This is a genomic window from Micromonospora sp. IBHARD003, from assembly GCF_056106285.1.
The window spans coordinates 3,536,458-3,562,185 of sequence record NZ_JBWBBX010000001.1 but is presented as its reverse complement, the minus strand read 5'-3'; the positions used below and the strand labels follow the sequence as shown (position 1 = coordinate 3,562,185).

The window sequence follows — 25,728 nt, the reverse complement described above, 5'->3', positions numbered from 1 at the left end:
CGTGGAGCTGCGTGATGTCTCAACGCGGTCGATTGCTCAATCGGCGCATACCCAGAAGAATCTTTGCCACAACCGTTCTCGGCCTGTCACTGGCGCTGTCTTCCTCTTCCGTCCAGGCGGTGGCGTTCGCCGGTGAGACGGGCCGGAGCAGGCCCGGTGTCCAGGACTTCGGCGACCCCGTCGAGGGAAGCACGGGCAAGGCGAAGCCCCGTCCGGCCGACCGCGCCCGCAAGGCTGCGGTCACCCGGCTGGGCAAGACCGTATGGCCCCGTGCCGGCAGTGCGGAGTTGTCGGTGGGCTCGGCCGGAGCCACATCCCCGGGCCAGGTGAACGCCGGCGGTCTGCCGGTCAGCGTGACCATGCCCGGAACGACGGCCAAGTCGGTGCACAGGAGCGCCTCCAAGGCTCCGGCGACGGCACCCGGCAAGGTCAAGGTCGATGTTCTCGACTCCGAGCGCGCAGCCCGGCTCGGAGCAGGGGCACTGATCCGGGTGCAGCGCGCGGATGCCGGCGACAATGCCGCGAGGGTCCGTCTGAACGTCGGCTACACGGCGTTCGCCGAGGGCTACGGTGGCGACTACGGCGCCCGCCTTCGTCTGGTCGAACTACCGGCGTGTGCCGCAGTCGCCGAGCCGGGCAGCAAAGCATGCCCCCAGCTCCCCCGGCCATTGCCCACCGTGAACAACGCGGAGACCCGGACGGTCTCGGCCGATGTCACGGCGGCCCCGGCCGCCGCGGGCATGTCCACCATGGCCGTACAGGGCGGCTCTCTCGTAGCGCTGGCAGCGGGAGACTCCTCCTCCCAGGGAAGCTACGCGGCCACTTCGCTGGCGCCGTCCGCGAAGTGGACCGTCTCCAACTCCTCCGGCGGGTTCTCCTGGAGTTACCCCCTGCGGACGCCGCCCACGCCCGGCGGCATGACGCCGACCATCGGACTCGCGTACTCCTCGCAGTCCGCCGACGGCCGTACTTCCGACACCAACAACCAGGGCTCCTGGATCGGTGAGGGCTTCTCGTACGAGCCGGGCTACATCGAGCGCCGCTACAAGGCATGTTCGGACGACGGTCACAAGGACTCCGCCGAACAGTGCTGGGCCTTCGACAACGCCACCGTTCTGCTGAACGGGATGTCGACCGAGCTGGTCAAGGACGACAAGTCCGGTAAGTGGCACCTGGCCAATGAAGACGGTGCCAAGGTGGAGAAGACCACCGGCGCGGTCAACGGTGACAACGACGGTGAGTACTGGAAGATCACGACCACCGACGGCACGCAGTACTTCTTCGGACTCAACCACCTGCCCGGCTGGGCCACCGGTAACGAGGAAACGAAGTCGACGTGGACGCTGCCCGTCTTCGGTGACGACTCCGGCGAACCCTGCTACAACGCCACGTTCACCAGCGCCCACTGCAAGCAGGCCTGGCGCTGGAGCTTGGACTACGTCAAGGACACCCACGGCAATGTGATGTCCTACTTCTACGAGCCCGAGGTCAATCACTACGCGCTGAACGGCAAGACGGACGTCAACGGCACCGCCTACGACTCCGGTGGCTACCTGAAGCGGGTCGACTACGGCCAGCGTGACGGCGAGGTCTACGCCGCGAAGGCACCGGCGCGCGTGGTGTTCAACACCGCCGAACGATGCCTTGCCACCGAGACGTTCAAGTGCGGCATCGCGGACTTCAAGAAGGCGAACGCCGCGTACTGGCCGGACGTCCCGATGGACCGCTACTGCGCCGCGAAGACCAAATGCACCGCGTCTCAGGTCGCCGCGTCCTTCTGGACCCGCAAGCGGCTGACCGGCGTCACCACGCAGGTCCGCAAAGACGCCACGGAGTACCAGGACGTGGACGCCTGGACGTTCACCCATCTGTTCACCGACAACGGCGATTCGTCCAAGACCCTCTGGCTGTCCAAGATCGACCACGAGGGCCGTGTCGGCACCTCCGTCAAGATGCCCACACTGGAGCTCTACGGCATCCAGTTGGCGAACCGTGTCGACGCGGTCGGCGACAACATCGCACCGTTCCACCGATTCAGGCTGGCGTCCGTCCTCAGCGAGTCCGGAGCGCAGCTGGACATCAACTACGCGCCGGCGCAGTGCAGCAAGAGTGCTCTGCCCAAACCAGGTGAGTCGACGAAGCGCTGCTACCCGGTCAAGTGGGCCCCGCCGGGCCATATCGAGCCCATCACCGACTGGTTCCACAAATACGTCGTCGTGGAGGTCGTGGAGACCGACCGCACGGGCGGCGGCGAAAAGCTGGTGACGCGGTACGACTACCAGGGCCCCGCAGCGTGGCGGAAGGCCGAGCCGGACGGCATCACCGAAGAGAAGTACCTCACCTGGGGCGGCTGGCAGGGCTACGGCAAAGTCAGGGTGACCAGCGGCGGCCCCGAGAAGCAGACCACCCGGATCGACTACACCTATCTGCAGGGCATGGACGGGGACAAACTCCCCGACGGCTCCGCCCGGTCCGCCGAGGTCACCGACTCCGAGGGCGGCGAGTACACCGACCACAAGGAGTTCACCGGCCACGAACTGGAGGCGGCGACCTACGACGGGAGCAAGCTCGTCTCCAAGGTGATCAACTCACCGTCCCGCTGGTTCACCGCCACGGACACCAACACCTGGGGTGTCAGCAAGGCGTCGATCACCAAGACGGCCAAGGTCCGCGGATACACGGTCACCGAGGGGGGCGACGGCCGCCGCGAGACGGAGACGAACACCGAGTACGAGACGGCGAACGGCACCGGTCGCGTCATCGAGACCGAAGACCTGGGCGACCTGTCCACCACCGCGGACGATCAGTGCACCCGCACCGAGTACGCGGACAACACGAGCGCGAACATCCTCGACTCCGCCTCCCGCATCGAGACGGTCGCGGTCACGTGCAAGACCGCTCCCGACCGCCGGACACAGGTGATCAAGGACGAGCGGACCTCATATGACGGCGGCAGCTTCGGTGCGGCACCCACGAAGGGCGACGCGACCGGGACGGAGCGCCTGAAGTCCCACGACGGCACCACACCGCAGTACCAGAGCACGGGTACGACGACGTACGACGTTTTCGGCCGGCCCCTCTCGCAGAAGGACGGCGTCCAGGCGGAGACCAAGACGGCGTACACGGACGTCAACGGCCTCATCTCGAAGGCCAAGGTGACCAATGCCCTGGGCCATGTCACCACGACCGACTACAACCCTGCCTGGGGCCAGTCGACCGGGCAGACCGACCCCAACGGCAAGCGCACCGACCTCGCCCACGACGGACTCGGCCGACTGGTCTCCGTCTGGTTGCCGGACCGCGCAAAGTCACAGACTCCGAGCATCAAGTACACCTATCTGATGCGCCGTGACGACGTCGTCGCGGTCAAGACCGAGAAGGTCGAGATCGACGGCTCGTACGGCACCGAGTACCAGCTGTACGACGGTCTGCTGCGGCCGCGCCAGAAGCAGACCGAAGGCCCGAACGGCACCAGGATGGTGGCCGACACCTTCTACGACGGCACCGGCAAGGTACGGAGCACCAACGCGACGTACAACGCCGCAGGAGCCCCATCGGACAAGCTCCTTCTCGTCCACAACGGTGAAGTGGGATCCCAGGTCCGCTACGAGTTCGACGGTCTGGGCCGCACCACGGCCGAGATCTTCGCCGTCTCCGGAGTCGAGCAGTGGCGCACCAAGTACATCCACGGTGGGGACCGCACCCATATCGATCCGCCCGTCGGTGGCACTCCGACGACCACACTGACCGACGCCCGGGGCAACACCACCGAGCTGTGGCACTACAAGTCGGCGGACCTGGTCCTCACCGGACCTCCAGCTGAGCACGACACCACGAAGTACGCCTACACTCCGGCCGGTCAGCTGAGGCAGCTCACCGACGCCGGCGGCAACGTCTGGACGCACACGTACGACCAGCGCGGCCGGCAGACGGAGAGCGTGGACCCCGACTCCGGGAAGCTGACGACGCAGTACGACGACGCCGACCGGCCGGTGGCGACGACGGACGCGCGAACCAAGACCGTCACGTCCGTCTACGACAAGCTGGGCCGTGTCCTCACCACCTGGGACGGCGCCGCTACCACGGGCACCAAGCTCACCGAGCGGCGTTACGACAAGGCGGGGTGGCTCGGCAAGGAGTACATGTCGCTGCGCTATATCAACGCGACGGAGTACTTCGGCACGGCCGTCCAGAGCATGGACCACTTCTACCGCCCGCTGAAGACCGCCTACGCGGTTCCCGCCTCCCAGAAGGGCCTGGCCGGCACGTACGTCTACACCAGCACGTACAACCGCGACGGCACCTTGCAGAGCAGCAGCATGCCCGCGGCGGGCGGCCTCGACGGCGAATCGCTGGTCTACGGCTATGACGAACTCCAGCGCTCGAAGACCATGACGGGTGCCACGTCTTCATACGTCACCGACACCGTGTGGTCGAACACCAGCCAGCTCCTCCAGCTCGAACTGTCCAACGGCGGCAAGAAGAACTGGCAGACGTTCGCCTATGAGAAAGGCACCGACCGGCTGACCCGGTCCCTGGTCGACGTCCAGGGATCCACCACCGGGCCGGTGAAGCAGTCGAACTACTCCTACGACCAGATCGGCAACGTGCTGTCGGTCGCGGACACCGCGGGCACGGGCACCCCGGACCTGCAGTGCTTCGCGCACGACTACCAGTTCCGTATGACGGAGGCGTGGACGCCGTCCACCACCAAGGACGCTGCCGCCGCCTCCGGTACCAAGGGAAGCCAGGCCCCGGTGGGGGGCTCGTCCCCATCGGCCTGCGGCACCGCCCCCGGCGGTTCGGTGCTCGGCGGACCGGCGCCCTACTGGCGCTCCTACACCTTCGACGCGGTCGGCAACCGGCTGTCCGAGACCGTGCACGACACCGGTCTGGACCCCAAGAAGGACATCAAACGCACCTTCGGCTACAACGCGGGCACGCACCAGGTGTCCAAGGTCTCCGAGACCACGCCGACGGGAGCCCACGAGTACACCTACGCGTACGACGTCTCGGGCAACACGACCAAGCGGACGATCGGCGGCGACACCCAGACGCTCGAGTACGACGCGTTGGGCAAGGTGATCAAGAACAGTCTGCCGGACGACGTCACCACCCCGGACAAGAACGAGGCGTCGGAGACGACTTACCTCTACGGTCCTGACGGCCAGCGCGTCATGCGCAAGGACCCGACTGGTACGACCGTCTATCTGCCCGGCACGGAGCTGCGTCTCGACGCCGGTACGACCACGGCGAAGGCCACCCGTTACTACTCGTACGGCGGCCAGACCGTGGCCGTCCGCACGAATGACAAGAAGCTGTCGTTCGTCGCATCGGACCATCACGGTACGGGCGAGCTGACCATCGATGCGGCGACCGGAGCGGTCACCCAGCGGCGCTTCGATCCCTATGGCAACCCACGCGGCCCCCAGCCGGGCGAAGGAGCCTGGCCGGGAGAGAAGGGCTTCGTCGGAGGGACGATCGACGCCTCGACGGGGTTGACGACGATCGGGGCGCGCGAATACGACGCGTTCCTCGGCAAGTTCATCTCGCCCGACCCGGTGGTCGACATCAACGACCCGCAGCAGCTCAACGCCTACGCGTACGCCCACAACCGCCCGGTCTCGGCGAGCGACCCGACGGGGATGTACGACCCGGACGAGCGGGCCTACTGCCAGAAGCATCCGAGCAGTTGCTCGAGTGGCAAGGTCAAGACCGGCCAGTCTGCCGAGCAGACCGCCGCCAACGACGCCCGCGACAACCTGAACAGGGCCGAGGACAACCTCAGCAGCGCCAAGCAGCAGATCAAGCGGGCGGTCAAACAGATCACCAAGATCGTCATGGACGAACTCGGTGTCACCGCCGCCCTGGACTGCTTCTCCAGCGGTGATCTCGGTTCGTGCGGTGAAACGGCACTGAACATCGCCGGAAGCTTCGCAGGCGGCCTGGCCGGCAAGTTCATGGCGAAATATGGCCTGCCATGGAAGTGGAACAAGGCGATCCAGCTGATCAAGCGGGTCGCCGGCCTGGTCGGTGACCTGATCGACGGCGCCAAGAAGATGTGGGAGGCATCCAAGACCGTCGGAAAAGCCAAGGGAGCCTTGGCTGCGGCAGAAGCCAGACTCTCGAAGCTCGGCGGCTCCTGCCGTCCCCATAGCTTCCTGCCGGGCACCAAAGTCCTTCTCGCCAACGGCGAGAAGAAGAACATCGAGGACGTCAAGCTCGGCGACAAGATCACCACTACTGATCCGTCGACGGGCAAGAAGGTCACACGCACGGTCGTCGGCACGATCGTCACCAAGGACGACAAGCACTTCGTCGATCTGACCGTCACGACGGCCAAGGGCGGTCAGTCCTCGCTGGTCTCGACCGTCACCCACCCCTTCTGGGTCGAGAACGAGCGCCGCTTCGTCGAGGCCGGCGATCTCAAGCCGGGAATGCTCCTGCGTACGCCCGATGGCGCAGACGTTCCGGTACAGAGCCTGCGGTTCTTCGATGAGCGGAGGCAGACGCACGACCTCACGATCGAAGACGTCCATGCGTACTATGTGCTGGCGGGGGCCACGCCGGTACTCGTCCACAATATCGGTGGCTCGAAGGGTGGATATGGCGATGCCTGTTCTCTCTTTGCCCCCGGGCCATATGCGAATGACTACATTCCCGCGCGAGGTCCTGGGCGAGACTGGACGAACCAAGAGATACGCGACGTGAACGTGATCGGGGATAAGTACGGATGCCATAGCTGTGGGGCCAAGAAATCTGGCTATAAAAGTGGAACGTGGGTCAAGGATCACCAGCCAGTCTCCACCTTCATCAACAAGGGCGATCCGCAGATCCTGCTGCCACAATGTCGATCTTGTAGTTCGCGCCAGGGCACGACAGCGGCGCAGATGATTCGCGACGGAATCAATCCGTACAAGGATGAGGTTGGATAGTGGCAAAGGTCATCAACCTGGCCGACGGTCATCATTTCTCCGCAGATGTGCCGTGGGGAGTAATTCGGATCGAGTCGCCTGGATCTGAATGGGGAATTCCTGAAATTGATCCACTGGTTTCGCCCGCGCGAAGTAATCCGGGATGTATCGTGGTGGCAGTTGTTCATGGCGATATCGGGCCTGTTTCTGTGTCAGTTGGGGGTGGTGACCATTCTGGCGAACTTGTTTTCGACGGGAATATTGAGGTCCGGAACGGCGTCGTGGAAGTAGCTGACCTCGTCGGCGATACCTTCTGCTATCAGTACCGAGTCGGTGTTGGTGAATCCCGGCGTGTCATGGTCTTCGCGGACGACCCGGAGGAAGCCCAGGAGCTATCGGTAAGGTTCGTCGAAGATTCCTGATCCGGGCTTGTCCCGCTTCGTTCATCGTGACCACGTGATGCCTCACCAGGCCTGCTCGAGTTCTAGTGGTCGTCGCAACGCCCAGCTCATGGTTGTGGTGGATTTCGAGTTCCGCAAGATCCGAAAGGCTCAGGGGCCCGGAAGGCTGCGCTGGGAGCGGGGCGAATAATTCCGCCTCATGCACCTGGGGTACTCGAACAGGGAAGCCTGCCAGGTCGTCGGGATCAACCTGAGAATCGGCCCTGAATGGTGGGACTGCAGGACGAGTTCCAACCGGACCGTGGCGCCCGCGCTTGCTCCGCGGACGCCGCGGTCCGCCTCGTCACGCTACCTGCACGAGGACGGGCATCCCATGGTCGCGGTCCTTCATTCGACCCGCGATCATCGCAGCTGGTACTGCGCCACACTCCGCATCGCCTCAACACCTGCCAGGCGGTGCGCACCCTGACCATCGAGGTCGGGCAGCGCCCGGGGCGATCACCCGGATACCCACGTCATAGCGGCCGGACGGCAACGTAGTCTGCGCGCGCAGCTAGGTCCTTTCGTCCCGTCGTAGGCCTGCTGGCCAAGGGCGGGGCCGCTGGTGACGGTGGAGAAGCGCGGCAGGGGCGCCGGCGTGCCGCCCTTGTCCGTCTCAGTCGCCCTCCGCCGTTGGCCCCTCGCGCAGCCGTCGGTCCATCGCCATCGACAGCTCCGCCTCCACCACGCTCTTCGCGAGCGGGCGCAGCCGTTCGACGTCGCTCCCGGTGGCATGGGTGCGCAGCAGGTCGGTGAACAGCGTCGCCAGGGCCTCCGCGTGGGTGCGCACTTCGCGCCCGGCCGCCAGTACCTCGGCGAGCGGGACCCCCTCCTTCACCAGTGCCGACGAGACGTCGAGCAGCCGCCGGCTGATGTGGACGAGTTCCTCGCCGTCGGTGGCCAGATAGCCGAGGTCGAGCGCGGCGGCGAGGTTGTCCGGGGTGACCTCTCCCTCGAAGTAGTCGGCGAGCTCCCCCGGGGTGAGCCGCACCGGGGTCTCCTCGGTCGGTTCGCCGAGTCCCAGCACCTCGCCCACGTCCCGGCCGCTGTCGAAGGCCGTGGCGAGATCGGCGATTCCGCTCAGGGTGTGGCCTCGCTCCAGCAGGGCCGCGATGGTGCGCAGCCGGGCCAGGTGGTGGTCGTCGTACCAGGCGATCCGGCCCTGTCTGCGTGGTGGCGGTATCAGTCCCCGCTCGCGGTAGAAGCGCAGGGTGCGCACCGTGATCCCGGCCTCCTCGGCCAGCTCCGCCATGCGGTACTCGCGGTTCTCGCGCTCCTTGCGCTGCTCGTCCGTCACTCGGCAAGCCTATGGTGTACCGCCGGTAACTTGTGCGGTCCGCCCCCTACCGCTGGGTATGCGGAGGCTCTACTCTCCCCACCATGCCAGCGATTGCTGGCGGGATCGGGCGGATGTCTGCGAGAGGCGGCGGCATGGGCCGGCAGTACGAGCACGTACGTGTGGCGGTGATCGGATCCGGATTCGGCGGGCTCGGCGCGGCCGTCCGGCTCCGCCGTGAGGGGATCACCGACTTCGTCGTCCTGGAACGGGCCGAATCGGTGGGTGGCACCTGGCGGGACAACAGCTATCCCGGATGTGCCTGCGACGTACCGTCCCATCTCTACTCGTTCTCGTTCGCCCCCAATCCCGACTGGCCGCGGGCCTTCTCCGGCCGGAAGCACATCCGGGCCTATCTCGAGCACATCGCCGACATCTTCCGGCTGCGGCCGCACATCCGCTTCGGCCACGAGGTGACGATGATGCGCTGGGACGGCGACGCACTGCACTGGGAGATCGAGACCAGCGCGGGGACGCTCACCGCCGATGTGGTGGTCTCGGCCACCGGGCCGCTCTCCGATCCGAAGATGCCCGAGATCCCCGGGCTCGCCGACTTCCCCGGCAAGGTCTTCCACTCGGCCCGCTGGGACCACGACTACGACCTGCGCGGCAAACGCGTGGCCATGGTCGGGACCGGCGCTTCGGCGATCCAGATCGTGCCGGCGATCCAGCCGGAGGTCGGGAGGCTGACCCTGTTCCAGCGCACCCCGCCATGGGTGATGCGCCGGATGGACCGCCGGATCAGTGGAGTCGAACAGGCACTGCACCGCCGGATTCCGCTCACCCAGACCGTGCGCCGCGGACTGCTCTGGGGCGTCAGGGAGTTGCAGGTCGGCGCGTTCACCAAGCGGCCGAACCAGCTCGGTCTGATCGAGTCCCTCGCCAAGGCCAACATGGCCGCGGCGATCAAGGACCCGGCGCTGCGGGCGAAGCTGACCCCCTCGTACCGCATCGGCTGCAAGCGGATCCTGCTGTCCAGCGACTACTACCCGGCGCTTGCCCGGCCCAATGTGGACGTCGTCGCCTCGGGGCTCGCGGAGGTGCGCGGGAGCACCGCCGTCGCCGCCGACGGGACCGAGGCCGAGGTCGACGCGATCATCTTCGGCACCGGCTTCCACGTCACCGACATGCCGATCGCCCAGCGGGTCGTGGGCGCGGACGGCACCACGCTCGCCGAGGCGTGGAAGGGCGGGATGCAGGCACTGCGCGGCGCGACCGCGGCGGGATTCCCCAACTGGATGACGATCATCGGCCCCAACACGGGCCTCGGCAACAGCTCGATGATCCTGATGATCGAGTCCCAGCTGAACTACATGGCCGACTATCTGCGGCAGTTGGACGTGCTCGGAGGGCGGGTCGCGCTCGGTGCGCGCCCCTCGGCGGTGGGCGCCTGGAACCGGCGGGTGCAGGAGCGGATGGAGCGCACCGTGTGGAACACCGGCGGCTGCACCAGCTGGTACCTCGACGCCAGCGGCCGCAACACCACCGTATGGCCGGGAACGACGGGGGAGTTCCGGCGCGAGACCCGGCGAGTGGACCTCGCGGAGTACGAGGTGATCCGTACCCCGCGCACCTTCCCGGAACCAGCCGAACAGGCCCCCGCACAGGCCCCCGCGCAGACCCGCGCACACGCCCCCGCGAAGGCCGCCGCCGCATCCGAGCCGATCGCCGAGGAGGCGAAGTGAGCCGTCTGATGAAGCGGACGGGCGCGGCCGCCGCCCCGCCCGTCGCCGTCCGCGAAGTGACCGCCGTCTCCGCCGACGGCTCCCGTATCCATGTGGAGCTGCACGGCCCCGAGGGCGCGCCCGCCGTCGTCCTCGCCCACGGCTGGACCTGCTCGACCCACTTCTGGGCGGCGCAGATACGGGATCTGGCGGCCGATCACCGGGTGATCGTCTACGACCAGCGCGGGCACGGCCGAAGCCCGGTCGTCGCCCGGGGCGGTCACAGCACCGAGGCCCTCGCCGACGATCTGGAAGCCGTGCTCTCCGCCGCGCTCGAACCCGGTACCAAGGCGGTGCTGGCCGGGCACTCCATGGGCGGGATGACGCTGATGGCGGCCGCCGGACGACCGAAGTTCACGGAGCACGCGGCGGCCGCACTCCTGTGCAGCACCGGCAGTTCGCGGCTCGTGGACGAGTCGCTGGTGCTGCCGATGCGCCCGGGGAAGGTGCGCACCAGGCTGACGGGCGCGATCCTCGGCTCGTCCGCACCGCTCGGCCCCGTCACACCGCTCTCCCGGCGGATCCTGCGGTACGCCACCATGGGGCCCGGCTCCGCGCCGGAGCGGGTCGACGCGTGCGCCCGCATCGTGCACGCCTGCCCTCGGCCGACCAGGGTGGCCTGGGCGGAGGTGCTCGCGGGACTCGATCTCGACGCGGGAGTCAGGGCGCTGACGGTTCCGACCGCGGTGGTCGCCGGCACCGCGGACCGGCTCACGCCCATCGTCCACGCCAGGGCGCTGGCCGGGGCGCTGCCCCGGTGCGTGGGTCTGACCGAGCTCACCGGCGTGGGGCACATGACGCCGGTGGAGGCCCCGGAGGCGGTCAGCGGCCGCATCAGGTCGCTGGCGGACGTATACCTGGATGTATCCCCGAAGGCGGAGGAGAACGCGGTATGAGCAGGGTCGCTCTCGAAGGACAGGTCGCCGTCGTCACCGGAGCGGCGCGCGGTGTCGGCGAGCTGCTCGCCCGCAAGCTGTCGGCGCGCGGCGCCAAGGTCGCACTGGTCGGCCTCGAACCGGACGAGCTGAAAAGCGTCGCCGGCCGGCTGCACACCGACTGCGACCACTGGCACGCCGACGTCACCGACCAGGAGGCGATGGCGCGGGTCGCCCGGGAGGTCAAGGAGCGTTTCGGAAAGGTCGACATCGTCGTCGCCAACGCGGGTGTGGCGTCGGGCGGTCCGTTCGCCGACTCGGATCCCGAGGCCTGGCGCCGGGTCATCGAGGTCAATCTGATCGGCAGCGCGGTCACCGGCCGGGCGTTCCTCCCGCTGCTGCTGGAGAGCCGGGGCTACTTCCTGCAGATCGCCTCCCTCGCCGCGATCACCCCGGCGCCGATGATGACGGCGTACTGCGCCTCCAAGTCGGGTGTGGAGGCGTTCGCCCACTGTCTGCGCGGCGAGGTCGGCTACCGCGGCGTCAGGGTCGGCGTCGGCTATCTGTCCTGGACCGACACGGACATGGTGCGCGGAGCCGATCAGGACGCGGTGATGCGGGAGTTGCGGCAGCGGCTGCCGTGGCCGGGGAACCGCACGTATCCGCTCGGACCGGCCGTGGACCGGCTCGTGGCGGGCATCGAGCGCCGTTCGTCGCATGTGTACGCGCAGTGGTGGCTGCGCGGTATGCAGTCGGTGCGCGGATATCTGCCGGGGCTCATCGCGCTGGCCGGACAGCGGGAGATGCGGCACTTCGCACCACGGCTCACCGGTGTGGGCAAGGGACTTGTGGGCGCCGGGGGAGCCGCCGACGAGCAGGAGCGTACGCAGCGTAACTGATCGAAATGCGAGCGTTGTCGGTGCGTGCCAGTCTGGTCGAGCCGGGGAGCCCACAGCGGCTCCCTCCCCCCTCAGACCCTTCTAGGAGTGAACCAGATGGGTATTCAGGACCAGTTCAAGGACAAGGCCGAGCAGCTCGCCGGTCAGGGCAAGCAGAAGCCGGGCCAGGGCAAGCCGGACGAGCCGCACCGTCCCGAGTCGTCGCAGCGCCACCAGCAGCGCTCCCCGCAGCAGCACCGCGCCCAGCAGGGGCGGAAGCCGCAGACGCCGCGGGAGATGGGCGACGAGGGCCGCCGTCGGCCGCACGAGGAGCACGGCCGCGCCGAGGACTTCGACGCCTGACCGTGCTGTGAGGCCGGAGTACGAGGCCGGAGTACGAGGCCGGCGTACGTGGCTGACGTACGGCGCCGATGTACAAGGCTGATGTGGAAGGGGCGCACCCTGTGCACGGGGTGCGCCCCTTCTCGATCAGTCAGTCACGCGGCGGAAGTGCCGGACGGCGCAGGTCCGGGACGTTGTCGTAGCCGGGCGCGGTCGCCGCCGGGCTTTCCTCGAGCCGCTCGAGCGCCACCCGGACCGCGGTGTCGAGGTCGGTGCGCCGGCCCTCGGCCCAGTCGAGCGGGGGGCGTTCGACGAAGATGTCCGGGTCCACGCCGTGGTTCTCGACACCCCAGCCGTAGGCGTCGAACCAGGCCGCGTTCATCGGCACCGTGATCACCGTGCCGTCCCCGAGCCGGTGCCGTCCGGTCATGCCCACCACACCGCCCCAGGTGCGCTGGCCCACCACGGGACCGAGCCCGAGCAGCTTGAACGCGGCGGTGATCATGTCGCCGTCGGACGAGGTCGCCTCGTCGGCGAGTGCGACGACCGGGCCGAGCGGCGCGGTCGAGGTGTACGAGACGGCCTGGGCGTTGCGCGTCAGGTCCCAGCCGAGGACCGGGCGGATCAGCTTCTCGACGACCAGCTCACTGATGTGGCCACCCGCGTTGCCGCGGACGTCCACGATGAGGGCGGGCCGGGACACCTCCATACGCACATCGCGGTTGAACTGGGCCCAGCCGGAGCCGCCCATGTCCGGGATGTGGAGGTAGCCGCACTTGCCGCCGCTCACTTCCCGGACCACCGCACGGCGCTTGGCGACCCAGTCCTGGTAGCGCAGCGGCCGGTCGTCGATCAGCGGCACGATCGCGACCCTCCGGGGGATCCCCTCTCCGCCCGGCGGCTGGAAGGTCAGCTCCACGGTGGTGCCGCCCGCCGCGGCCAGCAGCGGGTACGGCCCGGTGACGGGGTTGACGGGCCGCCCGTCGACGTGGGTGAGCGTCGACCCCTCCCGGATGCCCGTACCGGCCAGCGGGGAACGCGCCTTGGAGTCGGACGAGTCGCCGGGAAGGATGCGTCCGACCACCCAACCACCGTCGCGGCGTACGAGGTTGGCACCGAGCAGGCCCATCGCCCGCTGGTAGTGCTGGGGTCCCTCGTTGCGGCGGGCGGGGGTCACGTACGCGTGCGACGTGCCCAGCTCGCCGAGCATTTCACGCATCAGATCCGCGAACTCGTCCGGGGACGCGACCCGTTCGACCAGCGGACGGTACTGGTCGAGCACGCCGTCCCAGTCGATCCCGCACATCTTCGGGTCCCAGAAGTAGGCGCGGATCAGCCGCCCCGCCTCCTCGTACGCACCCCGCCACTCCGCGGTCGGGTCCACGTCGTGCAGGATCCGGCGCAGATCGATGTAGACGGTGGAGTCCCCGTCGCCCGGCTCGGTCGCGGGCTGGGCGCGCAGATCGCCGTCGTCCATGACCACCAGGCGCGACCCGTCGCCGCTGACCGAGAACCCGTCGAGATGCGCGACGAGTTCGGTCTTGCGGGCCTTGGGGATGTCGAAGTACTCGAGGGTCGGCCGGGTCGAGGGGTCGGCCGGGTTGGCGAACGTCTCGCCCAGCGCCCCGGAGATCGGCCAGCGCAGCCAGACCAGACCGCCGCCGCTGACCGGGCACAGCGCCGAGTACTTGGAGGCGGACACCGGGAAGGGGGTGACCCGGCTCTCCAGTCCCTCCTCCTCCACCATGGCGGTGCCCTCGCCGATGTCGGCGTCGTCCGGGTCGAGACCGCCCGCGGCGGGACGTCCGTCCGGCAGCAGGGCGAACGGCGACGGGGTCGCCGACGACAGCGGCACGAGATAGGGGCGGCAGCCCAGAGGGAAGGACAGATCGCCGGTGTGCACGTCGTATACCGGGTCGAAGCCCCGCCAGGAGAGGAAGGCGAGGTAGCGCCCGTCGCGGGTGAAGACCGGATTCTCGTCCTCGAAGCGGCCGTTGGTCACGTCGAGGACCGTGCGGGGGCCGGTGCCGTCGGTCCGGGCCATCTTGATCTGGCGCAGCGAGCGTCCGATGCCCGGATGCGACCAGGTCAGCCAGTTGCCGTGGGGCGAGAAGGCGAGGTCGCGGACGGGACCGTTGCCGGAGCGGACCAGCTCCGTCAGCCGTTCCCGGCCGGAGGCCGTGTCCTGCCCGTCCGCCGTGCCCGTGCCGGGTGCTTCGTCCTTGGCGGACGTGCCGGATGTGCCGGATGTGCCGGGCACCTCGTCCTTGGCGGACGTGCCGGATGTGCCGGCTGTCTCCTCGCCCTGGCCGGATGCCTCGGGGCCGGACGCCTCGGGGGAGGTGTCCCCGGCGTCCCCGATTCCCGTCCCGGTATCGGATCCTGCCTCCGGCCCGGATTCCGGCCCGGATTCCGGCTCGGACCCGGACCCGGACGCGGACCCAGCCCCAGCCCCCGTCTCCGCCCCGGATTCCTCCGTCACATCGAGCAGCAGCAGCCGGCCGTCGTGCGAGGCGATCGCCAGACGCTCGCCCGACGGATCCGACTTCAGCTCCAGGACCCGGCCGAGCTTGCCGGAGGCCAGCCGCCGCGGAGCGCGGTCGCCGCTCGCCCGCGGCAGATCGGCGATCTCGATCGCGTCCTCGCCCTCGGCGTCGGTGACGTAGGCGATCTGGGCGCCGTTGCCCAGCATTTCGGGCAGGCGTACCCGTACGCCCGGGGTGTCCGCGATCGTCCTCGCCGGGCCGTCGCGGTGGGTGAGCCAGTACAGACTGCCCCGCACCGAGACGGCGCTGGCCCGGCCGGTCGTGTCCACCGCGACCGCCGAGACATGGCTCGCCGCCGGCACCTGGTACGGCCGCCGCCCGGCGCGCGGACCGCCGAGCCGTACCTCGAGCTTGCGGGGTTCGGTGCCCGGTGCCAGGTCCTCGACGATCCACAGCTCGCCGGCGCACTGGTAGACGATGCGGCGTCCGTCGCTGGAGGCGTGCCGGGCGTAGAAGGCGTCGTGGTCGGTGTGGCGGCGCAGATCGGTGCCGTCGGGCAGGCAGGAGTACACATTGCCGACGCCCTCGTGGTCGGAGAGGAACGCGATGCGGCCGTCGACGAACATGCAGCAGTCCAGATGGCCCCCGATGTCCGGCAGCAGCCGTTCGCCGTGCAGATACAGCCGTCCCATCGCCCCGCCCCGGTAGCGCTTCCAGGACGCCGGTTCGTGCGGCGGTTTCCCGGTGAGCAGGAGTGTGCGGTGGACGCCGTCGGTGTCGGTGACGGCCATGTCGGAGACCGGGCCCCAGGGGAGGCGTTTGCCGGGGTCGCCGTCCGCGGGCACCTTGTAGGCCCAGGAGAAGTACGAGAACGGCTGGCCGTGCGAGGACACCGCGAGGATGTTGCCGTCGGGGTCCCAGCCGCAGACACGGGTGTCGGTCGAGCCCCAGTAGGTCAGCCGCCTTCCGGGGCCGCCGTCCACCGGCACCAGGTGGATCTCGGGGTCGAGGCTGCGCCACGTCGTATAGGCGATCTGGTGCCCGTCGGCCGAGAAGCGGGGGTGGCCGACCCTCGTCCGGTCGACGGTGACCCGCCATGCGCGGTCCGGGCGGACGCCCTCCGGGACGAGGGGAGCGATCCAGAGGTCGTCCTCGGCTGCGAAGCACAGCAAGTCGTCGTGCAGATGCGGGAAGCGGAGATACGCGACGTCTTCACTCACCCCCCAATGCTTTCCGTGTGAAGGGGCCCCGGCAACTTGTGGGACGTGACGAATGCGCACGGATTCCGGGCGGCGGCGCCGTGTGGCCGAGGACACGTACGAAACGGTTTCGTTTCGTTAGAGGGGTGGGCTATCGTCGTACTGTACGAAACGGTTTCGTTCGGGAGGTCGGTATGGCAGCGTCACGCACCAGGCTCACGCCGGAGCGCGAGGCCGAGCTGTACAGCGCGGTGCTCGACCTCCTGTGCGAAGTCGGCTACGACGCCCTGACGATGGACGCCGTGGCCGCTCGTACCCGCTCCAGCAAGGCCACCCTCTACCGCCAGTGGGGGAGCAAGCCGGAGCTGGTGGCCCGGTCGCTGCGCAACAGCAAGCCGGTGGACGTCTCGCAGATCGACACCGGCAGTCTGCGCGGTGACTTCCACGAGATGGTGGCGCTCTCCGACGACTGCCAGATGGAGCGGGACAGTGCGCTGATGCGCGGACTCGCCGTGGCCGTCCACGAGAACGAAGACCTGCTGCAGGCGCTGCGCGAACTGTTCATCGAGCCGGAGATCACCGGGCTCGACGGCATGCTGCAGCGGGCGGTCGACCGCGGTGAGATCGCCGCGGACAATCCCGCACTGAAGTTCCTCTCGCACATGCTGGTCGGTGCCTTCGTCGCCCACCCGCTGATCCAGGACGAGCCCATGAGTCCGGCCTTCCTGGGCAGCTATCTGGACGCCGTGGTGCTGCCCGCCCTGGGTCTCCCCGTCCAGGACGTCTGACCTCCCCGCGCCCCACTCCGCACAGCCCCACCTGACGCGCACCGCTCACGTCGTCGGCTGGTCATTTCCGCCTGCCCACTTGTTGTTCCAACGACCTGACCGGGAGTCCGTACTCGTGGCTACGTTCCTGTACAAACTCGGACGGTTCGCCTTCCGGCGCCGCCGATTCGTCGCCCTGATATGGGTGGCGCTGCTCGCCGTCGCCGGGTTCGCGGCCTCCTCCGCGCCCGCACCCACCTCCAGCTCCTTCTCCATGCCGGGTACGGAGGCGCAGAAGGCCTTCGACCTCATCGGCGAACGCTTCCCCGGCGTCAGCGCCGACGGTGCGACCGCCCAGGTCGTCTTCAAGGCCCCCAAGGGCGAGAAGATGACGGACCCTGCCAACAAGGCCGAGGTCAAGAAGGCCGTCGCGAAGCTGAAGACCAGCTCCGACCAGGTCGCCAGCGTGACCGACCCGTACCTGGTCAAGGCGGTCAGCAAGGACGGCTCCCTCGCCTACGCGCAGGTCTCCTACAAGGTCAGCGGCATGGAGCTGGACGACAAGGACCGCGAGGCGCTCACCGAGGCCGGCGAGCAGGCCGAGGACGCCGGACTCACCGTCGAGATCGGCGGCAACGCGCTCCAGGCCGCGCCCGAGTCCGGAGCCAGCGAGGTCATCGGTGTCGCCATCGCCGCGGTCGTCCTCGTCATCACCTTCGGCGCGCTGATCGCCGCCGGACTTCCGCTGGTCACCGCGCTGATCGGCGTCGGTATCGGTGTCTCCACCATCACCGCCCTGTCCGCCGCGCTCGACCTGGGCTCCACCACGGCCACGCTGGCGACGATGATCGGCCTCGCCGTCGGCATCGACTACGCGCTGTTCATCGTGTCCCGCTACCGCGCCGAGCTGGCCGAGGGCCGGGACCGCGAGGAGGCCGCGGGCCGCGCGACCGGAACGGCCGGATCCGCCGTCGTCTTCGCCGGTCTGACCGTCGTCATCGCGCTCGTCGGACTCGCCGTCGTCAACATCCCGATGCTCAGCAAGATGGGCTTCGCGGCGGCCGGCACGGTCGCGATCGCCGTGCTCATCGCACTCACCCTGATCCCGGCACTGCTCGGCTTCGCAGGCAAGCGCGTGATCGGCCGCAAGGCCCGCAAGGCCGAAGCCGCTGCTGAGAGCAAGGCCGCCGGTGCGGGCAAAACCGGCGCTGAGGGCAAGGCCGCCGAGGACAAGCCCAACATGGGCACCCGCTGGGCCCGGTTCGTGCTCCGTCATCCGGTCGCGGTGCTCCTGGTGGCCGTGGTGGGTCTCGGCGCCGTCGCCGTACCCGCGGCGTCGCTCGAGCTGGGTCTGCCGGACGACGGCTCCCAGCCCACCAGCACCACCCAGCGCAAGGCGTACGACCTGCTCTCCGACGGCTTCGGTCCCGGCTCCAACGGTCCGCTGCTGGTCGTCGTCGACGGGAACAAGGCGGAGGCGGACAGCACCTCCAAGGAGATCTCCCGCCTCAAGGGAGTCGCGGCCGTCACTCCTGCCACGTACAACAAGGCCGGTGACACGGCGATGATCACGGTCGTCCCGAAGGACCGGCCGAGTTCCACCGAGACCGAGGAACTCGTCCACACAATCCGCGACACCACCGGGGAGAACGTCCAGGTCACCGGTGCCACCGCGATGAACATCGACTTCTCGCAGCGGATGAACGACGCGCTCGTGCCGTATCTCGCGCTCGTCGTGGGCCTGGCGTTCCTGCTGCTGATGGTGGTCTTCCGGTCCGTCCTCGTCCCGCTCAAGGCCGCGCTCGGCTTCCTGCTCTCGGTGGTCGCCGCTCTCGGTGCGGTGGTCGCGGTCTTCCAGTGGGGCTGGCTCGGCTCCCTCTTCGGTGTCGAGCAGACCGGCCCGGTCATGTCGATGATGCCGATCTTCATGGTGGGCGTGGTCTTCGGCCTGGCGATGGACTACGAGGTCTTCCTGGTCACGCGGATGCGTGAGGCGTACGTCCACGGTGAGCGGCCCGCCCAGGCCGTCGTCACCGGATTCCGGCACGGGGCGCGGGTCGTCACCGCGGCCGCCGTGATCATGATCGCTGTCTTCGCCGGCTTCATCGGGTCGAGCGAGCAGATGGTGAAGATGATCGGCTTCGGTCTCGCCGTCGCCGTCCTGTTCGACGCGTTCGTCGTGCGGATGGCCATCGTGCCCGCGGTGCTGGCCCTGCTGGGCGGCCGTGCCTGGTGGCTGCCGCGCTGGCTGGACAAGGCGCTGCCGAGCGTGGACGTGGAGGGTGAGCGGCTGCGCGAGCAGGACGCCGGGGCCGGCGGTCACGAGGAGGAGCGTGAACTCGTCCGCGCCTGAGAGATCCGCCTGAGCGATCCCCCTGAGCGATCCTCCTGCAGCGACCCGGCCGGGGAGCGCGCGCGATCCGGCGGCGGCGCCTGCGGCTCCTGAGGGGTCAGGCCGCGAGAAGTGCCGCCTGAGTGGTCAAGCCGCGAAAACAGAGGTGGGTGGCCGTGTCCGTCATGACTTCGTGACGGGTGCGGCCACCTCCGTGTGCGTCATACGCAGGAAGCGCATCAGGGGCCGTGAGTCGAATTGGACCACCGCGACCCCTTCGGGGGAGTGGAGCTCGACCACCACCTGAGCCCGGCCGCACGGCCAGACCACGACGTCACCGCGGCGGGCGGGTGCGCGCAGCCCGCTTTCCAGCAGATCGCGGCGGAAGGTCCAGTCGATACCGCTCGGGAAGACGACGTGTACGGCATCCGGATCGTGTGCGCCGTCGTAGCGGAGTGCTACGGGGACCGACCGAAAATGGGGGGCGTCATTGACGATCCGGGCTTTCGCGTGCTCTTCGACGGAGGGTGGCTCGACGAGGGAAGACATCGGTCGGCTCCTCAGCTGTGGTGCTGTTTGTCATTTAATGTCCCGTTTCTCGGCATTGAAACTCCAGGCGTGTCGCTTGTTGCTGTGCCTGTGACGCTCTTGCAAATAGTTCGCAACAGGGCGCATCATCGGACGGTTGCCCAGCAAGGCCCGACCGGCCTGTCCCGAAAGCGGAGCCTGCCATGCATGTCCCCGACGGATTCATCAATCTTCCCGTCTCTGCGGCAGCCGGTGCCGTCGCCGCCGGTGCCGTGGCGGTCAGTCTGCGCGGCGCACGCCGGGAGCTCGACGACATATCCGGTGCAGGTCTCGGAGCGAACCGCATGGCTCCGCTCGCCGGCCTCGTCGCCGCCTTCATCTTCGCCGTACAGATGCTGAACTTCCCGGTCGCGGCTGGGACCAGCGGCCATCTCCTGGGCGGTGCCCTGGCGGCGATACTCGTCGGCCCCTACACCGGCATCGTGTGTATGTCCGTCGTCCTGCTGCTGCAGAGCGTCCTCTTCGCCGACGGCGGCCTCAGCGCGCTCGGTGTCAACATCACGATCATGGGCGTCGTCACGGTCGTCGTCGCCTATGCGCTGTTCCGCGGGCTGTTGAGGGTCCTGCCCAGGCGGCGCAGCTCGGTGACCGCGGCGACCTTCGTCGCGGCGGTGGTCTCCGTGCCCGCCGCGGCCGTCGCCTTCACCCTGATCTACGCCATCGGCGGCACCACCAACGTCCCGATCCGCACCGTCCTGACCGCGATGGTCGGCGTCCACCTGTTCATCGGCATCGGCGAGGCCCTGATCACTGCGGCCACGGTCGGCGCCGTCCTCGCCGTGCGACCGGACCTCGTCTACGGCGCCCGCGGACTCGCTGCCCCGCTCAAGCTGCGCGTCGACGGCGAACTGGTCGACGCCGCTCCGGCCCCCGCCGCGCCCGCCGCGTCCCCGCGTCCGGTCTGGATCGCCGGTCTGGTGACCTCCCTCGTGCTGGCCGGCTTCGTCTCTTTCTACGCCTCGGCGAACCCGGACGGCCTGGAGAAGGTCGCCGCCGACAAGGGCATCGACAAAAACGTCGAGGAGCACGCCGCCGCCGGCTCCCCGCTCGCCGACTACGGCGTCAAGGACATCGACAACGTCCGGCTCTCCGGCGGTCTGGCGGGTGTGATCGGCGTCGGGGCCACGGCCGCCGTCGGCACCGGCCTGTTCGTCGCGGTCAGGCGCCGCCGCCAGGACGGGCCGCGGGCAGGGGCCGGGACCGCCGGTGCGGCCACCGCTCCGAAGGAATCCGTCTGACATGGGCGCGGGGCACAGCCACAAGCTCTACCGGCACGGGGATTCGCCGGTCCACCGGCTGCCCCCGCACTGCAAGATCGCCGCGGCACTGGGCTTCGTCGTCGTGGTGGTCTCGACACCGCGCACGGCCGTCTGGGCCTTCGCCCTGTACGCCGTGCTGCTGGGGGTGGTCACCGCGACGGCCCGCGTTCCCGTGGGCCTGGTGCTGCGCCGGCTGCTGATCGAGATCCCGTTCGTAGCCTTCGCCCTGCTCATGCCGTTCGTGGTGCCGGGTGAGCAGACCGAACTGCTCAGGATCTCCCTCTCCGTGCCAGGACTGTGGGGCGCCTGGAACATCCTCGCCAAGGCCACCCTGGGCGTCGCCACGTCCGTGCTGCTCGCGGCCACCACCGACCTGCGCGCTCTGCTGCTCGGACTCCAGCGCCTCAAGCTGCCGCCGCTGATGGTGCAGATCGCCTCGTTCATGATCCGCTACGGCGATGTGATCACGGACGAGATGCGGCGCATGGCCGTCGCCCGGCGCTCACGGGGCTTCGAGGCGCGCGGCGTGCGCCACTGGGGCGTGCTCGCCAAGTCCGCCGGTGCGCTGTTCATCCGCTCCTACGAGCGCGGTGAGCGCGTGCACCTGGCCATGCTCAGCCGTGGCTACACGGGCACCATGCCGGTGGCCGACGAGGTGGCGGCCTCCCGCACCCAGTGGGCCTACGCCGCCGCACTCCCCTGCACGGCGCTCGCCGTCTGTCTGCTTGGGTGGACCCTATGACCTCCCTGACGTCCCGGCCGGCGACCGCGCCGTCCCTCGAGGTGCGCGGGCTCGCGTACGCCTACCCCGACGGTCACCAGGCCCTTTTCGGCGTCGACCTGAGCATCGCGCGCGGCGAGCGGGTCGCGCTGCTCGGTCCGAACGGAGCCGGCAAGACGACGCTCGTACTGCACCTCAACGGCATCCTCGGCGGCGGAGTGGGCAGCGTCACCGTCGCCGGACTGCCGGTCGGCAAGCAGCACATGGCCGAGATCAGGCGCAAGGTCGGGATCGTCTTCCAGGACCCGGACGACCAGTTGTTCATGCCGACCGTCAGGGAGGACGTCGCCTTCGGCCCGGCGGCGGCCGGACTGCGCGGGGCTGAGCTCGAGTCGAGGGTGCGCGGCGCGCTCGACCAGGTGGGGATGACCGAGCACATCGAACGCCCCCCGCACCACCTCTCCTTCGGCCAGCGCCGCAGGGTCGCGGTGGCGACGGTGCTCGCGATGGAGCCGGAGATCCTCGTCCTGGACGAGCCCTCGTCCAATCTCGACCCGGCGTCGCGCCGTGAACTCGCCGACATCCTGCGCTCCCTCGACGTCACGGTCCTGATGGTCACGCACGATCTGCCGTACGCCCTGGAGCTGTGCCCGCGTTCGGTGATCCTCAGCGACGGGGTGATCGCGGGCGACGGCCCGACCAGGGACCTGCTCTCCGACACGGAGCTGATGCGGGAGCACCGGCTGGAGCTGCCGTTCGGCTTCGACCCGCGGTCGGTGCCGACGGGGGCGTGACGACCCGCGCGGGGACCCCCGGGGGCGGCGCCTGAGGGCCTCCACCACCCTGAGCCGTGTCCGTGACCGACCCGGAATCGGGTCCTGCCCCGGCACGTTGCACCATGGTGGGTACGGAAGTCCGGGAGGACGACGCCCGGGAGAGCGGGGAGCGTGGCACGTGGACATCGACGTCCAGGGCACGGTGGCGGAAGGCTTCGAGCCGGTCCGGGACGCGTTCGTGCGCAACTTCGAGCGGCTCGGGGAGCGTGGGGCGGCCGTCGCCGTCCACCGGGGCGGAGTGAAGGTCGTCGACCTCTGGGGCGGCACCCGGGACGTCGACGCGGTGGACGGGTCCGGCCCGTGGGCCGTCGACACGGCCCAGGTCGTCCGCTCGGCGACCAAGGGCGTCGCCGCGGCCGTACCCCTGCTGTTGCACCAGCGGGGACAGCTGGACCTGGACGCCCCGGTCGGGACGTACTGGCCGGAGTTCAAGGAGGCGGGCAAGGACCGGGCCCTCGTACGGCATCTGCTGGCGCACCGGGCCGGGGTGCCCGCGCTCGACCGGCCGCTCACCGTCGCGGAGGCGGTCGACGGCACGTCGGGAGCGCACGCCGTCGCCGCGCAGCCCCCGTCCTGGGAGCCTGGCACCGACCACGGCTACCACGCGCAGACGTACAGCTGGCTGCTGTCCGAACTCGTCCTCAGGGTCACCGGCCGCAGCATCGGCCGGTGGATAGCCGAAGAGCTGGCCCGCCCGCTCGGTCTGGACTTCTGGGTCGGGCTCCCGGCGGAGGAAGCGCATCGTGCCGGCCGGCTCGGACGGATCGAGGAACCGCCCACGGCCGGGGGCGGCGGACTGAAGCTGCGGCCCAAGCGGTCCGTCGCGGACGCCTACCGTGACCCGCAGTCGCTGACGCGGCGCGCCTTCGGCGCCATCGACCCGATGCCGGACGAGAACGACGCGCTCTACCGTGCCGCGGAACTGCCCGCGTCCAACGGCATCTCCACGGCACGTGCCCTGGCCCGCTTCTACGCGGCGACCATCGGCGACGTCGACGGCCGCCGGCTCTTCGCCCCGGCCACGGTCACCCTCGCCCGCACCGAGGAGTCGGCGGGCCCCGACCGGGTCCTCGTCGTCGGCACCCGCTTCGGCCTGGGCTTCATGCTCCACGGCCCGGCGTGCCCGCTGCTCGGACCCGGATCCTTCGGACATCCCGGCCGGGGCGGCTCGCTCGGCTTCGCGGACCCCGAGTCGGGCATCGGATTCGGGTACGTCACCAACGGCATGCGCAAGGGCGTCACGGCGGATCCGCGTGCCCAGGCTCTGATCCGGGCGGTTCGTGCCGCGATATGAGCGGCGTGCCCGGCCGGGCGGACGTCATCGTGACGTCAGGCCGGGCCGGGCCCTGATCTGCAGCTGGCTCGGACGAGCGGGCCCGGACGAGCCGGCCCGGACGAGCGGGGACGGGCGGGCCCGCCGGGCCGGTCGCGCCATCGGCGGGGGCCCCGCGGGTGATGTCCGGCGCCCCGCGGGCCCTTACGCGGTGATCAAGACCGGCCCGTGTCAACGACCAGTACATCCGGCGCCGTTCGCGCCTCGCAACCGGGGCCACGCTGCCACGGGACGGTGCTACCCGTCGCTCACGAGAGGATCCACCGGTACCACTTCTGGTTGGTGCTGCCGTTGCACGGCTGCAGAACGGCTGGGGTGTTGTCCTCCTTCCGCCCGCCGATGAGGTCCACGCACTTGTTGGCGACGCGCGGCACCAGACTCCGCGGATCCGCGGTCTGGTTCAGGTCGAACTGCTGGGACCGGTCGCCATTGCACCGGGCCATCCAGATCTTCGCCCCGTCGGCCGTCGAGGGCCCCACGTCCATGCACAGTCCCATGGCACGAATGCTGCCGTCCGACCACCACTCCCAGCGCTGTGGGGCCGTTTCGTTGCAGTGCAAGATCCTCACGTCGGCCTTGGTGGCGTCGAGGCACCTGCCCGCCCACCCGCTGATCAGGTATCCGGACATCGATGTGCGCTTGGCCTCGCTCCTGGCCGGTGCCGCTTTCGCCGGCGACTCCTTGGGCGCGGTCTTGGGCTGTGTCTTGGACGCGCCGGAGTCGGCGTTCGCCTTGGCACTCGCGGTCGGAGCGGCTGCGGACTCCTTCTTTCCCGGTGTGGCGGCCGGCCCGGACGGAGCGCTCTTCACGGGCGGCGTCTTGGCGGTGTACTGGCCCGGAGGGGAGGGTGCCCCGGCTCCGAGTACCGTGCCGTCTGAAGGCGCAGCGGCAACCGCGGTGGTGTCCGTCCTCGGCGTGTCGCGGTCACGGGTCAGGAACGCCAGCGGAGCTGTGGCCAGGAGCACGCCGACTATCACCGCGGCGGCGAGCATCGGCTTCTTGGGGCGCCCGGGCCAGGGCTGCATCGAGGTGTCACCGGACGAGGGGCCTCCGGAGGATCCGGAAGAGGCCGCGGCGCCCTCGGCGGCGGAGCCGGATCCGGACGCAGGGCCCGATCCGGACGCAGGACCCGGCCCGGACGCAGGATCCGACGCGGCAACGGTGGACGGTCTGCCGGCCGCGGCCGAACCGGTGGCGGTGGCGGTGTCGGGGGATGCGATCAGCTCCGCGGTGTCCGGTGCCGCAGCCAGGGAGCGTTGGGGCCGTTGGGCTCCCTCGCCCCCCGCCGTCGGTTCGGCTTCGGCAGCTCCGCCCACTCCCGTGGTCGTCGGCGTTTCCGTCCCCCGTGGCGCACCGGGGGCGGGTGCGGTGATGGCCGCGGATGTGCCGGCGCTCTCACCAACGGGGTGTTCCCGCCTGCCTGCGGGGGCGAGGTGTGCCTCGCCCCCGCTGGCGGCCCCGGGCAACGCGACCGCCTGGCGCACCTTGGGTGCCCCGGGAGCAGCCGGTTGGGCTCCGTTGTTCTGAGGTGGCATCCAAACTCCATCGTTGGGCTGTTGGGGATGCGTTCATGGTGCTCAGCGGCTCACACGACGAGAACTCTGTTTGGGTTCACCACTGTTGGCAAGGCGGGGGGAGTACAGCCTGACTCACCGTCCGGCCCTGATGCGTTGGGTGACCTCGCATACGGAGACGTCC

16 protein-coding genes and 1 pseudogene are annotated in these 25,728 nt (G+C 69.4%); 13 read left to right on the top strand and 4 right to left on the bottom strand.

The window, feature by feature from the left end; genetic code table 11:
• The first annotated feature begins 119 nt into the window (after nucleotides 1-119).
• The gene (locus tag ACTWOL_RS15740) at nucleotides 120-6,935 is read left to right on the top strand and encodes a polymorphic toxin-type HINT domain-containing protein (protein WP_474297333.1); all 6,816 of its coding nucleotides are present in this window, start codon (nucleotides 120-122) and stop codon (nucleotides 6,933-6,935) included.
• A complete protein-coding gene (locus tag ACTWOL_RS15735) occupies nucleotides 6,935-7,336 on the top strand; it encodes a hypothetical protein (RefSeq protein WP_474297332.1) in 402 nt (133 codons plus the stop codon). Before ACTWOL_RS15740 ends, ACTWOL_RS15735 begins: the two co-directional genes overlap by 1 nt.
• A gap of 634 nt (nucleotides 7,337-7,970) precedes the next feature.
• Here the strand turns inward: ACTWOL_RS15735 and ACTWOL_RS15730 are convergent.
• Nucleotides 7,971-8,651 carry a MerR family transcriptional regulator gene (locus ACTWOL_RS15730; RefSeq protein ID WP_474297331.1) on the bottom strand — a complete coding sequence of 227 codons (681 nt, stop codon included), beginning with the start codon at nucleotides 8,649-8,651 and terminating at the stop codon, nucleotides 7,971-7,973.
• A gap of 83 nt (nucleotides 8,652-8,734) precedes the next feature.
• Between ACTWOL_RS15730 and ACTWOL_RS15725 the strand changes: the two genes are divergently transcribed.
• The 4 genes from ACTWOL_RS15725 (at nucleotide 8,735) to ACTWOL_RS15710 (ending at nucleotide 12,530) form a co-directional block, all read left to right on the top strand.
• Nucleotides 8,735-10,375 carry a flavin-containing monooxygenase gene (locus tag ACTWOL_RS15725; RefSeq protein ID WP_474297330.1) on the top strand — a complete coding sequence of 547 codons (1,641 nt, stop codon included), beginning with the start codon at nucleotides 8,735-8,737 and terminating at the stop codon, nucleotides 10,373-10,375.
• A complete protein-coding gene (locus ACTWOL_RS15720) occupies nucleotides 10,372-11,310 on the top strand; it encodes an alpha/beta fold hydrolase (RefSeq protein WP_474297329.1) in 939 nt (312 codons plus the stop codon). The genes ACTWOL_RS15725 and ACTWOL_RS15720 overlap by 4 nt, the downstream gene beginning before the upstream one ends.
• On the top strand, nucleotides 11,307-12,188 hold the full coding sequence (locus ACTWOL_RS15715) for an SDR family oxidoreductase (protein ID WP_474297328.1): 882 nt from the start codon (nucleotides 11,307-11,309) through the stop codon (nucleotides 12,186-12,188). Before ACTWOL_RS15720 ends, ACTWOL_RS15715 begins: the two co-directional genes overlap by 4 nt.
• A 96-nt stretch (nucleotides 12,189-12,284) precedes the next feature.
• The gene (locus ACTWOL_RS15710) at nucleotides 12,285-12,530 is read left to right on the top strand and encodes a hypothetical protein (protein ID WP_474297327.1); all 246 of its coding nucleotides are present in this window, start codon (nucleotides 12,285-12,287) and stop codon (nucleotides 12,528-12,530) included.
• A gap of 130 nt (nucleotides 12,531-12,660) precedes the next feature.
• On the opposite strand, the gene ACTWOL_RS15705 is transcribed toward ACTWOL_RS15710, so the two are convergent.
• Nucleotides 12,661-16,215, bottom strand: a complete 3,555-nt coding sequence (locus ACTWOL_RS15705) for a S41 family peptidase (protein ID WP_474297326.1) — start codon at nucleotides 16,213-16,215, stop codon at nucleotides 12,661-12,663.
• Between the two features lie 173 nt (nucleotides 16,216-16,388).
• Between ACTWOL_RS15705 and ACTWOL_RS15700 the strand changes: the two genes are divergently transcribed.
• Together ACTWOL_RS15700 and ACTWOL_RS15695 are read left to right on the top strand one after the other, a co-directional pair.
• A complete protein-coding gene (locus ACTWOL_RS15700) occupies nucleotides 16,389-16,982 on the top strand; it encodes a TetR/AcrR family transcriptional regulator (protein WP_474297325.1) in 594 nt (197 codons plus the stop codon).
• A 115-nt stretch (nucleotides 16,983-17,097) separates the two neighbouring features.
• A complete protein-coding gene (locus ACTWOL_RS15695; protein ID WP_474297324.1) occupies nucleotides 17,098-19,314 on the top strand; it encodes an MMPL family transporter in 2,217 nt (738 codons plus the stop codon).
• 162 nt (nucleotides 19,315-19,476) lie between these two features.
• Here ACTWOL_RS15695 and ACTWOL_RS15690 read toward each other — a convergent pair whose 3' ends face one another.
• The gene (locus ACTWOL_RS15690) at nucleotides 19,477-19,842 is read right to left on the bottom strand and encodes an SsgA family sporulation/cell division regulator (RefSeq protein WP_474297323.1); all 366 of its coding nucleotides are present in this window, start codon (nucleotides 19,840-19,842) and stop codon (nucleotides 19,477-19,479) included.
• 182 nt (nucleotides 19,843-20,024) lie between these two features.
• On the opposite strand from ACTWOL_RS15690, the pseudogene ACTWOL_RS15685 reads away from it, so the two are divergent.
• The 5 genes and pseudogenes from ACTWOL_RS15685 to ACTWOL_RS15665 form a co-directional block, all read left to right on the top strand.
• A pseudogene (locus tag ACTWOL_RS15685) lies at nucleotides 20,025-20,702 on the top strand (energy-coupling factor ABC transporter permease); the annotation flags it as partial.
• 9 nt (nucleotides 20,703-20,711) lie between these two features.
• On the top strand, nucleotides 20,712-21,119 hold the full coding sequence (locus tag ACTWOL_RS15680; protein ID WP_474301172.1) for a PDGLE domain-containing protein: 408 nt from the start codon (nucleotides 20,712-20,714) through the stop codon (nucleotides 21,117-21,119).
• A gap of 1 nt (nucleotide 21,120) precedes the next feature.
• Nucleotides 21,121-21,882: a cobalt ECF transporter T component CbiQ gene (gene cbiQ, locus ACTWOL_RS15675; RefSeq protein WP_474297322.1), complete on the top strand. Its 762-nt coding sequence runs from the start codon at nucleotides 21,121-21,123 to the stop codon at nucleotides 21,880-21,882.
• Nucleotides 21,879-22,655: an energy-coupling factor ABC transporter ATP-binding protein gene (locus ACTWOL_RS15670; protein WP_474297321.1), complete on the top strand. Its 777-nt coding sequence runs from the start codon at nucleotides 21,879-21,881 to the stop codon at nucleotides 22,653-22,655. Before cbiQ ends, ACTWOL_RS15670 begins: the two co-directional genes overlap by 4 nt.
• Nucleotides 22,656-22,815: 160 nt before the next feature.
• Nucleotides 22,816-23,991, top strand: coding sequence for a serine hydrolase domain-containing protein (locus ACTWOL_RS15665; RefSeq protein WP_474297320.1), 1,176 nt, complete (start codon nucleotides 22,816-22,818; stop codon nucleotides 23,989-23,991).
• A 287-nt stretch (nucleotides 23,992-24,278) separates the two neighbouring features.
• Here ACTWOL_RS15665 and ACTWOL_RS15660 read toward each other — a convergent pair whose 3' ends face one another.
• Nucleotides 24,279-25,565 carry an RICIN domain-containing protein gene (locus ACTWOL_RS15660; protein ID WP_474297319.1) on the bottom strand — a complete coding sequence of 429 codons (1,287 nt, stop codon included), beginning with the start codon at nucleotides 25,563-25,565 and terminating at the stop codon, nucleotides 24,279-24,281.
• Between the last annotated feature and the right edge of the window lie 163 nt (nucleotides 25,566-25,728).